Raw genomic sequence first — 13,340 nt, 5'->3', positions numbered from 1 at the left:
CTTACCAAGAGAATATTCAGTTCTCTTCTTAAGTGTCAAAATGGGAATTAGTCAACTAAAGATATCTTTATTATCAATATATTGGAGCATTAAATTTGAGCAAAAATAATAATCTACCAATAGAAGCAATTGGATGTATAAGATGCGATATCTGTGATCAACTAACTCAATCTAATTATAGCGTACTGAAAGCAGATTGGAGTTCGAATGTCTATGATAAAGAAGATAAATATGAAGTTCACCTATGTAAATCCTGCTTTTTAGGAACACTTTCTTATTTAAGAAATCAGAAAAAATTAAATCACTTATTTGACGAAAATTTTGACTTTAACCAATTAGATAATCTTGGCTTAAGTTACATTAGCAATCAAAATTGATATCATTCATATGATCCCTGATTTTGTAAACTCATTATTTTTAACTAGTGAATTAAAATTATGAAAAAAATTGATTTAGGACATAATTTAATAGAACACTATTCCAAGCCTATCCAAGGTCGCCTTTATGTAGTAGGTGATCTTCATGGTTGTTACACCCTACTTATGAATAAATTGAAAGAAATAAAATTCAATTTTCAGCAGGATTTATTAGTATCTGTTGGAGACTTAGTTGATCGTGGCAATGAGAATATTGAATGTCTAAACCTTATTAATGAACCATGGTTTAAGGCAATCCGAGGGAATCATGAACAGATGTGTATTGAAGCAACAATTGATAAAGAAATGAAGGACATGCACACCCATCATGGTGGGGCCTGGCTATACGATTTACCTGCTCATCAACAGCAAAGCATTGTTGAACAATGCCGAAATTTACCCATAATTCTTGAAATTCATCATAACCATAAGATTTATGGTTTTGTTCATGCAGATATAAATATTAATGATTGGAAAGAGTTCAAGCAAAAAGTTCTTAACGACGATTATTTCATGGCAGGTGAGCAGTCAGCCATACAAGTTGCTTTATGGCATCGAGGACGAGTTAGATTTAGTAAATACAACTCTGAGTATAGAACTGTAACAGGGGTTGATGAAATCTATTTCGGTCATACCGTAGTTAAAGAACCAGTCCAGTATCAAAATTGTTTTTTCATTGATACAGGGGCTGTTTTTGGAGGACACTTAACCATAAAAAAACTTTAAATTGTGATCCTTATTTCCATATCGTATGTTCATACCAATTATTAGGTAATGTTGTATATTTACAAATGTCATCTAGAGGGAAGTTATTCTTTACTAAAGTATAAATAGAATCCTTCCATTCTTTAGCATGACCAGTAGGTTCCATTAAACGAGCAATCACTATAAGAATTGCATATAATCCACCATGTGTATGGCCCGCAATATTTAAATTATTTGCTGCATTAGCTTTCAGTACATTTGCCACTCTTCTATTCCATAAACGTCCATGATGGGCACAAATATTTCGATATTTATTTATTAAGAATAAATAACTATCAAGATCTTTAAAATCCACAGCATGATATATATTCAATGGATTATGAGTTGTACTAATTTTTATATTGAAACACGACACTATCTGTTTTTTATGCAGGGGTTTTAGACCAGCATAAATCTTTCTTAAGGTGCCGAAACTTAATATTTCAGTTAACATCCATAATGGAAGCTGCGGTTGACGATTGACAGTCAATGTTGCCGAATATGTATTTTTATAATGTTCAATGAAATCTTCTTTGCTACCACGCTCTACATCAGCATCTATACTTTTAATAAGATCTACATGTCTACAGAACTTCTTATTCTGGAAAAGTGAAATATCGTAGACTGCAAATGCATTATTCGCTATTGACGGCAAATGATAAGCAATTTGAGTTCGAAGGAAAGTTTCAATTTCTGTAATAGCTTTAAAAATTAGATTCCGCAAATTTTTATCAAACTCATATAATTGAATTACTTTTTCAAAAGTACAATCAGGCTTAAAAACACTTAACTTTTTACGCGAATTTAAAGGGTCTGGTAAACGAAAAATATGCCAATAGGCACTAAGTCTGTAATAGTTATATTGAATTAAGCATTTTTTAGCATAATTTTCATTATGAACAATAAGACCATAATGTTTTAATTTAGCAACTTGTTGATCAGTTGAGAGATGTTGTTTTGTATAAGGAGTAAGCAATCTAAATTTTCCCCAAAAAAAAACCGCTTAGTGTGCATACTTGTAGAGGCTTAGCGGTATCTAAATTTAGAATACTAAATTAATTTTCAATTGTAAAGGTTATTTAATTCAAGCTCTTTTTCATACAGAAGAAAAAATATTTCATAAAAAATACAATATATAGCACTATTAATAAAAAATAAGGTAACATAGCACTATATGTAGAAGTAATTTTAAAATTGGTTATAATTTTTATGATATTTGACAGATCATATTTTTTTAACTATCTTAAGCCATGAATCAAAAAGATTTTTTTGTTTCAGGGAGGATATATGACTACATTTAATCCAGACATGTTAAGAATTGCTCGAGACCTGAGAGGAATGAGCCAAACTGAGCTTGTCCAAAAAATGGGAAATATTACTCAAGCTGCCTTATCTAAAATTGAGAAAGGTGACATTAAGCCTTCAGATGAAACAAAGTTTAATATTGCAAAGACCCTTAATTTCCCAGAAAGGTTCTTTCACCAAGATGACCACTTTAAAGTGTCCCCAATTAGTTTACATGCATACCGAAAAAAAGCTTCAACTACAGCTAAAATCCTAAATCAAATCAATGCTGAGATGACAATTAAAACTTCAAATCTAGATAAGCTTGATTTGTTTTGTCAGTTAGAAACCTCTTTATCATTACCAAGCTATCAAATACATATAAATGTTAGTTCTGCCTCTGAAGCTGCATTAAAGCTTCGTAAGGAATGGAATTTGGGGCTAAACCCTATTGAAGATTTAACTGGACTCATTGAAAAAGCTGGAGTTTTTATTTTCTATTGTAATTTTGAAGAAGATCATATTGATGGGGTATCTTTACAAACTCAAAATAGCCCTCCATGTATTTTCCTCAATGCAAACCAACCTAATGACCGAATTCGCTTTACCTTAGCACATGAGTTAGGACATTTAATTCTTCATAAATATGCACCATCAATAGACATGGAAGAAGAAGCGAATGAATTTGCTGCAGAGTTTTTAATTCCCACTGAGGCTGTGCAAGGCCAGTTACAAACAACTAATCTTAAGACTTATGCGACGCATAAGTTGTTCTGGAAAGTTTCCATGGCTGCTCTAATTGTGAAGTCAAAACATATTGGGGACATAAGTGACAGACAGTCAGCAACGTTATGGCGCCAAATGAGTATGTATGGTTACCGCAAAACTGAACCTTATTCCTTAGAAAGAGAACACCCTCAACGCTTTGCCAAATTAATGATGGATTTTTGCCAAGGTGATAAATCAAAAGTCATTCCAGATTTATCATCCTTCTTTAACTTATATCCGGAAGATTTCACTCAGCTTTATAAAGCTGATCTTGAAGAGATGGAGAGATTTTCTATGGCTTCCTAATATTTTAGCCGACCCGAAGGTCGGCTAGTAAACGTGAGAAAGGCAGATTTGGGCATATGCCCCTGCGATTTCAGGACAAAAGACTTGGCTATCCATAATTACGGATAGATGTCTTTCACGTTAGTCCTCGTGATGTGGTGTCTCGATTCTAACGTAAAAGCTCTCTCCTCCGCAACGGACAACCCTGTCTACTCCTAAGTCGTACTCACATTACTATGCCCTATGTGAGGAATAGACCTATGTCTATAAACGACGATGGCATTGAATATGTGTATACACGATTCATTACCAGAAACGGCAAACGTATTTATCACCCCAAAGGTGGTTTATATAAGTTTCCGAAACGTTCAAAAAAGTCAAAGTCTTAGATTGAATTAACTGAACTAATGGCTTTTAAAATTTTAAGTAATTGTTCTCTACCCAGTTTTTTTAGGGGGGCTGGGTACCAAATTAACTTATTTTTTGAGAGAGCAACACATGAGTTTGCAAAATAAATTTAATACGTTTAATCAACGAATCTATTTAACTCGTCATGATGCCGAGTATTCAAATGCTCGTGAAAAAGACGATAGTATTACAGCTGCAATCAAGGCTAAGTTTAAAGAAAAAGGTTATCCAGTTATTGATAACTTTGTTCAAGGTTCACTTGCTACGTATACAACAATTAAAGAACCTGGTAAAGATTTTGATATCGACCGCGCCATTGTCATTGATTATGAAGAATCTCCATCAGATCCATTGGTTCCCAAAAAAGTCATTTTAGAAATTTTGGAGGATCGTGGATTTCAAAATGCTAAAATCAAAAAACCCTGTGTTACTGCTGATTATAAATTTAAGAATCTACATATTGATATCCCAGTGTATAGAAAGAACTCTTGGGGCGGATATGAACTAGCCGTTGGGAAAAAAGACTCTGGAACTGAACACAAATCTTGGTCGGAATCCTCCCCCAAAGATCTCATAGATTGGGTTAATAACTCTTCTCTATATGGGGTATATGCCACTGAAAAGTTACACCAGTTCCGTAGATTGGTACGATATCTCAAGCGCTGGAGAAATATTAAGTTTAGTAATGATGTGTGTAGAAAGATCTATTCAATAGGCTTAACAGTAATGGTCAAACAACACTTTAAGCCAAGTATTGATGAGGATGGATTTCCAAATGATTTACTTGCACTAAAAGCTACAATTGATTCGATTCTTGATTGGTCTGGATATTTCCAATGGCATTCTGATGATCAATGGAAAGTAAAAGTAGAACTCCCCGTTTATCCATCTAGAGATATTTTCCATGGTAGTAGTCTAAATACTGGCACCAGATTTAGAAATCAATTATCTAATTTGCGCTCAACATTACAGGATGTAATTGATACATCAGATGAAACTGAACAGTGTTCATTATTAATCAAAGTATTTGGCGATGACTTCCCAAGTAATGTGAATACTAACAGTGCATCGAACACCCAAAAAGTACAATTTGCCACAGCTGGTGCTGTAGGGACTTCTCAAGGCGCATGAACTACTCATCAATCATTGACCACCTGAAATCATGCGGATACCAAGTATCCGTAACTGAATTCTGTCTAATTCCTATGATTAGTGTCGAGTGCTCAATTGCAGGTCACGATATCACCTTACTCCACCTAAAAATTGAAGAGCTTACGGGCATGCCTTCATTTTTTCTAAAACATCCCAATAAGTATGGACGTATCGCCCATACCCTTGAGGATAAAACTTTTAATGTGGCCTCAATATGTGTAAATGTTCCAGATTCTGTCTCAATCAATTTTGAAGTACCCGAACTTGTATTTGAAGAGTCACTAAAAAGACATATTTCACTATTAGAAAATTGTTTATCTGATCCTAAATGGAATGAAGATGAGTTATTACGTGAATTCTTAGCGGGATGGAATCATATTCAAGACCAAAAATATGAGGACTTCTTATGCTTATCTGATAAAGGAGAATTTGAACTTCTTAATATTCTTCCTCCGCAAAAAGATATTAAATATGGACTCAACTCTTGTCATTTCGGTATTCCCCAAGAATTTGAACAAAAGCCTGAGTTTTCCGTAATTAATGATCACATTATTAATCGCGGTAAACCTAACGGCCATGGTTGTATTGTCCCTTTACAACAGTTAATCCCTGCTCCATGGCAGAGTGCAGATTTAAAAGATTGGTATCTTCAAATACTCAATTTTATTTCTCCCGATGTATTCGATTCTTTAAATCGTACTCTCGGACAAACCCGTGCCCATTCTTTTTGGCTTGTTTTTAATGCTGACACACCATCCGGTATAACTTGGTTTGGCATTCATTTTCATTTAAAAAACAGTATTAAAAGTAAAAAAGGTCTACCTCTTAATTCTAAGCACTTAGAGTTCTGGGAACTCAAGGCAATGAATGTACGTTTATTCAATAAAGAACGAGTAATGCCAAGAAGTGGAGCTATTCAAGAACTACAAAACAAAAAAGTTTTGCTTATAGGTTGCGGTTCAGTTGGTAGCCAAATTGCTAATCAACTTGCATCAACAGGTATTGGTCATTTAACCCTTTCAGACTCTGACTCATTTTCCCTAGATAATTTATATCGTCATAGCCTCCCAGCTTCTTATATTAGCTGGCCGAAAACTTGGGGCCTAAAATCAGAATTGACCAAGAAATATCCTTGGTTAAATGTCGAATTTATGTTTTCAGAACTCTTAAGTCTGAGATATGAAAATATATTAAATACTTTTGATCTCATCATTATTGCAATCGGCTCACCTACACAAGAACGAATTTTCCATGATTACTGTGTCAAGAACTCGATTGAAACTGCCGTTATAAATACTTGGGTAGAAGGTTATGGAATTGGAGGACATGCTGTAATAGATATTCCAGATTCAAAGGGATGTCTAAGATGTGCTTATGTTGATCCCCTTAATTTTTCACGAGGCCTAGCTTCTAATCTAAACTTTTTAAAACCAAATCAAAAGCTTACAAAAAATTTAGCTGGTTGTGGAAATGCTTTCTTACCTTATAGTAACTTAAGTGCATTACAAACAGCTCTCATAGCATCTAGTTTAGCTACTAAATTTTTAATGGGTCAATTACATAGCTCTTCAAAAGTGAGTTGGAAAGGTAGTGATTTTGATGTAATTCAAGCTGGTCTTCATTTAACTGATCGTTACTCAGCATTTTCAAAATCTTTAGAAGTCCTACCTCTTCTAAATAGTGGATGTGACCTCTGCAATGATTGAAGATCACTACACTATTCATCTTAAACAGTTTGAGCTCTTTATTTCATATAAAGTTATTCAAACTTGGATGGCCTATAGACAACTTGATCATAAGGATCTAGAGGCATGTGGTGTTCTGATCGGCAATCAAAATGTGTCTAATCAATATTGGATTGAAGATGTGACTGAACCTATGCCCACAGATTGCCGGTCTACGCATAGGTTCATATTAAAAGATCCAGGGCATCAGAAAAAAGTTGATTTAGCCTTCTCCAAATCAAATGGAACTTCTATCTATCTGGGTACATGGCATAGTCATCCGCAAGCAATTCCAACCCCATCAAATATTGATTATGTAGATTGGGAAAGTTGTATATCTAGAAACCCTGATCGGCAGCTTTTCTTTGTAATTGTAGGTTTTAAAGTTATACGCATTTTCTTTTTTCACCCCCTTCAGGGCTGGGTTCAAACAGAGATCAATGATCTTCAAATACTTAAAGGACTATAAGAATGGCTGAAGCTAATTTTACAGAAACGCTTTTACAAACGGTAAATCCTCCCTTTGACTTATTAAAGACGGCACAAGAATTTATAACTACAATTCAAGGTTTCATTACCTGGAATTCAGTCGGTCTACTTATTGATGAAAGTGGTAAAAACTTAGTTATTTTATTATTAGAAAATGATGCAGTAATTAGTTCTCTACGGGCTAACTTAAATGAGGCTGATCTACTTCAATTCATATTAGAGCTATCTAATAGACAAGCTAAAAAAATTATTCTGCATGCTTGGCAAGGTCATACAATTAATTGTTCTCATTTAAGCGATTTAAAAGAACTTGAGCATATTTGGCATAATAAAAGCGCTTATCAAGCTACAGAATTTATTAAAGTAAACGATATAAAAAAATTTATAAAAAGCTATTTTAAACCAATAAAAAAGACTGGACGAGGTAATCCGTTTACTGCTGAAACAAAGCGTCTAGTGATGCAAGATAGTCATGGACGCTGCATGTTCACTGGATGTGGAGATCGTTTGGATATAGAACAACTTACAGGCATAAAAGGTAATACAGGGTATCTGGCTCATAATGTAGCCTCTTCAGAAAGAGGTGAAAGAGGTATTCCGTACCTTTCGGAATTGCTTTCTGATGACCCCTCAAATGTACTACTCTTGTGTGATAAACATCACCGATTAATTGATAAAATTGCAGCAAGTGATTACTCAGCACAGCAACTAAGTGAAATGAGAAAATCGTATTGTGATTTAGCAAATACTTTACTTGATGCCCTAGCATTCAGCCCAATCCCTGTATATTCAATTTTATGGTCCGTGAATAGTAATGCTGTTGGTCATCCAGAACCTAAAGAGATTGCTTCATGTTTATCACCATTACAACATCGAATGGATGGCTACCTTCAAAGGCTATGTGATAGTAATACGGTATATATGAAAAATCCTGACCAGTTTTCACAACAACTCGTCATGATTATCCAGAATGAAGCTGACAAAATTATCCAACAAACAAGTTTAAATGGACATCGTGCTGCAATCTTCGCATTCGGACCTATGCCGGCACTTATTGGTTTAGGCGCCCTATTAGGTAATAAAGGAAAGTTTCTCCCAATGTTAAGGGATAGAGAAGCGAATCGATGGGGATGGCCAAATGCTTCAGCTGCTGATCAATCTTATGAAACTATTGGAATTGAAACTCTTCGAAAAGGTCCCGATGTAGTTTTATGCGTAAATTTCACGGCGATTATTGATAAAATTAAAAATAAAGCTCTTGAGCTAAAAACTGAATTGAACGCTGATATTATTGAAATTAATGCACTTGAAGCATATTTAGGCAGTAAAGCTGTTCCACATCCTCATAATATTTCAAAATTCACTACTGAACTTCAGAAACTTTTTCATCTATTAAAAGATAAACATGACGTAAAGAGAGTGCATCTTTTAATTGCAGCTCCAAATGCAGCCTGTATAGCTTTAGGGCAAGCTATTGATTTACATCACCCACATATCATTATCTATGACTTTGCACAAGACACTATGCTTCCTAAACTAATCATTAGAAATGATTCCCGTGGTAATCACTTAGAACTTCCATAAATAATTATTTTACAAACTTATTTTTAATATTTTAAAAATGGGATAGACCTTATGACTAATACTTCTACTGATCAAAATACAAATCCTTCTGATGAGAATAATGTAAATAAATTATGGGAAATTCTTAAACCCTATAAAGATAAATATTTACAAGTTTGGTGGTATGGAGGGATGGCAAAAGGAAAAAGCCCTAGAGATCAGCCAAAGGTCCATGTGTTATTCAGAGAAGTTTTAGAAGATTTCACTCCCACTGATAATTTTATTCAGATTACGACAAACATTACAGATCTTGTATCTTGGCGAGTTGATTCAATTTGGCATCAGCAACGAAAAATAGATTTTGTAAACAAAGATATCTATGAATTTGTTATCGATCATACTGATTTCGAATTTAAATTTTTAAAAATCTATGAGAATGTGGATGAGAAGAAGAAAATTAACTTTCTCAAAAAGCGAGAAGGGTGCGAAATAGTAGATTCGAAAAGAAAAAAAAATTGTATATCGTTCAAATTGAATCATCCTGAGTTCGATGAACTTTTAATACCATGTCTAGAATTTCTCACTAGAGCTTATGGTTTATCAACTGAGCTTATTCGAGTGCTTACTACATACAATGAAAGTGAAAGAGAATCTCGATTATACACTCCCCACATAGGTGAGAAAGGTCTCTGGACTGTACTTCTAGGAGATGGTATTACTCGAGCAGACCATGTTTTTGTTGCATATTATAAATATACCGAAATGGCTAAAAATGCTACACGCATTTTATTTAGTAGTATTGTAGAAAATTCTAATTTTAAACAAGCCAATATCTATCCAAAAGTTGTCCCTTGGCATGATGAGACCTTACCAATCAGAGTATCAGGATTCCGCTTAGCTGGGACAAAAACATTTGTTGTGACAAGAATCAGAGGAATAAAACCCCCAAAGAATGACCATATTAGAATAATACCTAAAGTAACTGAACGTATTAATACCACCACAGACACCGACCATCCCAACCCACCCTTACCTCAATTGGGTAGTGGTGACATTAATGTTTCTACAAATCCAGGTGGTCGACGTCCACCTTCTAATCATGAATTAATTGAGGATGACTTCGAATGGATAGATGGAGGCCCTACTAGTGAGTTAAGTAAATATAAATGTAAAAAACAGACTAAACGCCCCAAAAGGAAAAAGAAATATATAGAAACACAAACGATAAGTACTGGAGCCCCTGATAATTCACCTGATGTATTAAATGGCCAAATAGTCCCTTCAACCAAAGATTCAAAAGAATTCCTGTCACCTGAAGATGGCCGAATTATTGGACTATGGAAAGCATGCCTTAAAGCAAATGAAATAAGTCCCGATATAATACAAGGTGTTAACTATTATACATTTGAAAAGGGTTTTGACTTTTCTGAACTTCCCATGCTGATCGGTTTTTTTACAGAATCTGATGTTCAGGCACACAAAACGTGGTGCTATGCAAATTCATTCAAAACTCAGATAAGAGGAGCATTAATTATCAGATTAAATGTATCTCAGTTAGAACCGATTTATATTTTTGATATACAACCAGCAATATATACCTCTACTGTAGAAGGCGAGACCTTAACAAAAGAAAGAGGACATGCAGGTTTAATTTTCCGTATGAAACAAGAAAAAAATCTGGAACAATTCATATCTGATTTGATGTATTTGCTCCCTCTCAATGAAGGCTCATACCCACAAGAAGTTTTTCAAAGCCTATTAGTCACTCAAATATTTTTATTCAGACATTCACATACAAAAGGATTAACTGAGGGTGAATCAACTTTATTAAATGCTTTAAGAAAAATAGGCATAGACAAAATTTCATTTAAAAACTGAATTAATGTCATTGGTCCCGATAGTATCTCTCCAATTTAGAAAGGAGATACTAATTTGTCTTAAGATTAGGGATAGAAGAATTCTATCCCTTATAAACCACAAAAATACTTCTTTTAGGTATCCAATAATTCTCTTTTCTGAAGTTTATAACTAAGCCCTCATCAATATCATTAATCATACTTAGCTGTATTTCCATACAATGAACTGTATTTAATTTATGAAAATACCTTAAACAGACTTTTACCCATCGTAATAAATCGAAACTCTCCTCAGGGATACTAATTAACTTTAAGATCTCTCTTTCTAGTTTATGATTTCTTGCTGCCTTTAAAAAATTAGATTTTTTTATAAATGAATAACTTAAATTAACACCATAACTCTTTTTCAAAAAAACTATAAATCCAATAAGGCTAGTAGCTTGACCAGGATGTTCAGATAAATAATGTTTGATATGCCATACTTGTGGCATATCAAATCTTGACTTACTTACTTGAAACATCAAAGCTGCTGCTGGTTTCATTGCTAATCGTGCAGAGCGAATACTTATTTTACCGCCATCTACTCTCTTAATGAGCACCTTATAATAATCTTGAAGAATTTGAGAACTAAACAAGGACTCTGAACAGCTATTCACCAGTTTATTCAACTGATCAATCTCAGAACAATATTCCTTTGCTTGAATATCTATTTGAAGATTATGTACAGTACTCAACCATTGCATAGGCAAAAGATATTTACGTATCCCACTTGGTCTTAATCTATGTAAAAGTACTGTATAACTGAGTGCCTGTTTTATCAAAAGATCACTTATTTCTTCAAAAAAATGAATATGTTTACTAATAAGTAGTGCTGATTTATGTGAACCTAATCTCTGTTCTAGCCATTCAGTATATTTTTTAAAATGTGCCTGAAGATTAAAATCCTCTAAATCACTCATTAATTTTGTAGTCTTTCGTTCTAAAGTCCGATGCCACGAGCATATTTCACAATAATTTCCACGTCCCGCAGAGATTTCCTGCTTACAAGACAGACAAGGATGGGGTGGAAAAGTTAAACATTTTTTGCAATACATTTGGCCTGAAAGAGGCTCAAATTCAAGTAATCGATACCGTCTACAACTCGGACAAGTTCTGTGATCCCGGGTTGCACATTTAGGGCATATTTTCAAATTATCGGAAAAACGACTGATTCTAGATAGTTTTTGGGAGAGAGCTCCACAACGTTCACAAGCTTGAAACTTTCTAAAATACACTGAGCAGCTATTACAAACTGGCCCATGCTCAGTAATTTTACCTATAGGATAATCAATGCGTTGGCAACGTATGCATGGTCGGTTATTTTCACACTTCTGGCAAATTGCCGAAGGATCATATTTATATAAACGAGCTAACTTCCCACATGATGGGCACTCCCTTTTTTTAAAAACCCTTATATAGCATGTATGGCAAAAGTTGTTCTTTTTATAAACTCTATGGATTTTATCAACGCTTCGACCACATTCATCACATTGAGACATTTCTACCTCTCCAGAATCTATGCGATTTTTCTTTTCAATCTCATAACTCTACGCAATACGGCTTCTTTACTACTAGGTTTAGAAATATCTGGGAATGCTTTTATTAAAGGATAATTTCGAGAAACTTTATCCAAATGCTTTTCAATAGGCTGTAAAATTTTTGGTATTTGGTATCTCTTATCCCAAAAAGAAGCTCTATTCATATTTAAAGAATTGGCGGTTTTAATAAACTTTTCTCGAGACACTTTTAAAAGTTGATAGATACAAGAAAAAATACGTTCTCTTTCCAATACTGAAAGTTGATTAAGGACTAAACCGGTTGATATGAGAGGAATATGAGGAACACGAATATCTAAAGTATTCAAAAATGCCCATCCTTTACTCTCTAGAGATCCTATTAAAACTTTTCTAATGAATTGATTGAATAGTTGAACCACGTTCAACCACTCGGATAAAGAAATAAAAGTATCTGCATATATTGCATATCCCTGTGCTAAAAACAGATCAAAATCTTTCTGAAACTTCAAAGCACTTTGATCTATGGCATTTACTTTCACATTAAAAAGATATTTTTTGCAGACTGGACAGCAAGATATTATTCGATCTGGCGCTTCTAATAATCGGGGTTGTATAGCGCTATAACAATGAGGACATTGATCCAGTAAACGTTGTGTGTGCTTGATACACCCCACTTGCCAAACGCAACGCCAACTCAACCGAAAGTAAGCGATAGGATCTTCCAGCAAACATTCAGAACAATACTGCCAACCACCTTTATGTTTACGATTTCTTGTTCCTAACGCAAGAATCCATGAATTAAGTTTTACTTCACTATTTTGTAGGAATAAATTCTTAAAAGTAGCGGCATCTAGTTGATCCTGACTAATACCAGCCCTAGAGGTCAATATTTTTGAATACTTTTGATGAAGCCCTTTATCAATATCTACAGTCCATACTCTCCATCCAGGCCAAAGTACTCCGGTTAAACTCAATGGATCACAACCGCAACCGAGGGCAGCCCGAATCAACCATGAGGATAAAGCCTCATCCTGAAATAAAGGTGTTCGGATTGCCCAAGAATAAGGCTCTACGGTAGATACCATATTGGAATCT

12 protein-coding genes are annotated in these 13,340 nt (G+C 34.4%); 9 read left to right on the top strand and 3 right to left on the bottom strand.

The window, feature by feature from the left end:
- The first annotated feature begins 95 nt into the window (after positions 1-95).
- Positions 96-377, top strand: a complete 282-nt coding sequence (locus KTI78_RS13525; protein ID WP_262446394.1) for a hypothetical protein — start codon at positions 96-98, stop codon at positions 375-377.
- A gap of 60 nt (positions 378-437) precedes the next feature.
- Positions 438-1,142 carry a metallophosphoesterase gene (locus tag KTI78_RS13520; RefSeq protein ID WP_262446393.1) on the top strand — a complete coding sequence of 235 codons (705 nt, stop codon included), beginning with the start codon at positions 438-440 and terminating at the stop codon, positions 1,140-1,142.
- A 10-nt stretch (positions 1,143-1,152) separates the two neighbouring features.
- Here the strand turns inward: KTI78_RS13520 and KTI78_RS13515 are convergent, their stop codons facing one another.
- Positions 1,153-2,136 carry an Abi family protein gene (locus KTI78_RS13515; RefSeq protein ID WP_262446392.1) on the bottom strand — a complete coding sequence of 328 codons (984 nt, stop codon included), beginning with the start codon at positions 2,134-2,136 and terminating at the stop codon, positions 1,153-1,155.
- Positions 2,137-2,447: 311 nt separating this feature from the next.
- Between KTI78_RS13515 and KTI78_RS13510 the strand changes: the two genes are divergently transcribed.
- The 7 genes from KTI78_RS13510 to KTI78_RS13480 all read left to right on the top strand — a co-directional run bounded on the left by KTI78_RS13510 (position 2,448) and on the right by KTI78_RS13480 (position 10,711).
- Positions 2,448-3,518: an XRE family transcriptional regulator gene (locus tag KTI78_RS13510; protein ID WP_262446391.1), complete on the top strand. Its 1,071-nt coding sequence runs from the start codon at positions 2,448-2,450 to the stop codon at positions 3,516-3,518.
- Between the two features lie 239 nt (positions 3,519-3,757).
- The gene (locus KTI78_RS13505) at positions 3,758-3,886 is read left to right on the top strand and encodes a hypothetical protein (protein ID WP_262446390.1); all 129 of its coding nucleotides are present in this window, start codon (positions 3,758-3,760) and stop codon (positions 3,884-3,886) included.
- A gap of 109 nt (positions 3,887-3,995) precedes the next feature.
- Positions 3,996-5,036 carry a nucleotidyltransferase gene (locus KTI78_RS13500; protein WP_262446389.1) on the top strand — a complete coding sequence of 347 codons (1,041 nt, stop codon included), beginning with the start codon at positions 3,996-3,998 and terminating at the stop codon, positions 5,034-5,036.
- Entirely contained in the window at positions 5,033-6,763 is a 1,731-nt protein-coding gene (locus tag KTI78_RS13495) for a ThiF family adenylyltransferase (RefSeq protein WP_262446388.1), read from the top strand. Before KTI78_RS13500 ends, KTI78_RS13495 begins: the two co-directional genes overlap by 4 nt.
- Positions 6,756-7,250: a Mov34/MPN/PAD-1 family protein gene (locus KTI78_RS13490; RefSeq protein WP_262446387.1), complete on the top strand. Its 495-nt coding sequence runs from the start codon at positions 6,756-6,758 to the stop codon at positions 7,248-7,250. The genes KTI78_RS13495 and KTI78_RS13490 overlap by 8 nt, the downstream gene beginning before the upstream one ends.
- A gap of 2 nt (positions 7,251-7,252) precedes the next feature.
- Positions 7,253-8,854: an SAVED domain-containing protein gene (locus KTI78_RS13485; protein ID WP_262446386.1), complete on the top strand. Its 1,602-nt coding sequence runs from the start codon at positions 7,253-7,255 to the stop codon at positions 8,852-8,854.
- Between the two features lie 51 nt (positions 8,855-8,905).
- Positions 8,906-10,711: a hypothetical protein gene (locus tag KTI78_RS13480; protein ID WP_262446385.1), complete on the top strand. Its 1,806-nt coding sequence runs from the start codon at positions 8,906-8,908 to the stop codon at positions 10,709-10,711.
- A gap of 82 nt (positions 10,712-10,793) precedes the next feature.
- On the opposite strand, the gene KTI78_RS13475 is transcribed toward KTI78_RS13480, so the two are convergent.
- Positions 10,794-11,648, bottom strand: a complete 855-nt coding sequence (locus tag KTI78_RS13475) for a hypothetical protein (protein WP_262446384.1) — start codon at positions 11,646-11,648, stop codon at positions 10,794-10,796.
- Positions 11,649-12,244: 596 nt separating this feature from the next.
- A complete protein-coding gene (locus tag KTI78_RS13470) occupies positions 12,245-13,330 on the bottom strand; it encodes a TniQ family protein (protein ID WP_262446383.1) in 1,086 nt (361 codons plus the stop codon).
- Positions 13,331-13,340 lie beyond the last annotated feature (10 nt).

Origin of the sequence: Acinetobacter sp. WU_MDCI_Abxe161, assembly GCF_025514355.1 — a bacterium.
GTDB lineage: Bacteria > Pseudomonadota > Gammaproteobacteria > Pseudomonadales > Moraxellaceae > Acinetobacter > Acinetobacter pittii_E.
Note: the sequence above shows the minus strand (reverse complement) of the source record. Positions and strands in the feature narration are given on the sequence as shown.

Coding starts and splice junctions, on each gene's coding strand:
- KTI78_RS13485 (WP_262446386.1), top strand. CDS start 7,253: ATGGCTGAAGCTAATTTTACAGAAACGCTTTTACAAACGGTAAATCCT.
- KTI78_RS13480 (WP_262446385.1), top strand. CDS start 8,906: ATGACTAATACTTCTACTGATCAAAATACAAATCCTTCTGATGAGAAT.
- KTI78_RS13470 (WP_262446383.1), bottom strand. CDS start 13,330: ATGGTATCTACCGTAGAGCCTTATTCTTGGGCAATCCGAACACCTTTA.
- KTI78_RS13505 (WP_262446390.1), top strand. CDS start 3,758: ATGTCTATAAACGACGATGGCATTGAATATGTGTATACACGATTCATT.
- KTI78_RS13490 (WP_262446387.1), top strand. CDS start 6,756: ATGATTGAAGATCACTACACTATTCATCTTAAACAGTTTGAGCTCTTT.
- KTI78_RS13510 (WP_262446391.1), top strand. CDS start 2,448: ATGACTACATTTAATCCAGACATGTTAAGAATTGCTCGAGACCTGAGA.
- KTI78_RS13495 (WP_262446388.1), top strand. CDS start 5,033: ATGAACTACTCATCAATCATTGACCACCTGAAATCATGCGGATACCAA.
- KTI78_RS13520 (WP_262446393.1), top strand. CDS start 438: ATGAAAAAAATTGATTTAGGACATAATTTAATAGAACACTATTCCAAG.
- KTI78_RS13475 (WP_262446384.1), bottom strand. CDS start 11,648: ATGAGTGATTTAGAGGATTTTAATCTTCAGGCACATTTTAAAAAATAT.
- KTI78_RS13500 (WP_262446389.1), top strand. CDS start 3,996: ATGAGTTTGCAAAATAAATTTAATACGTTTAATCAACGAATCTATTTA.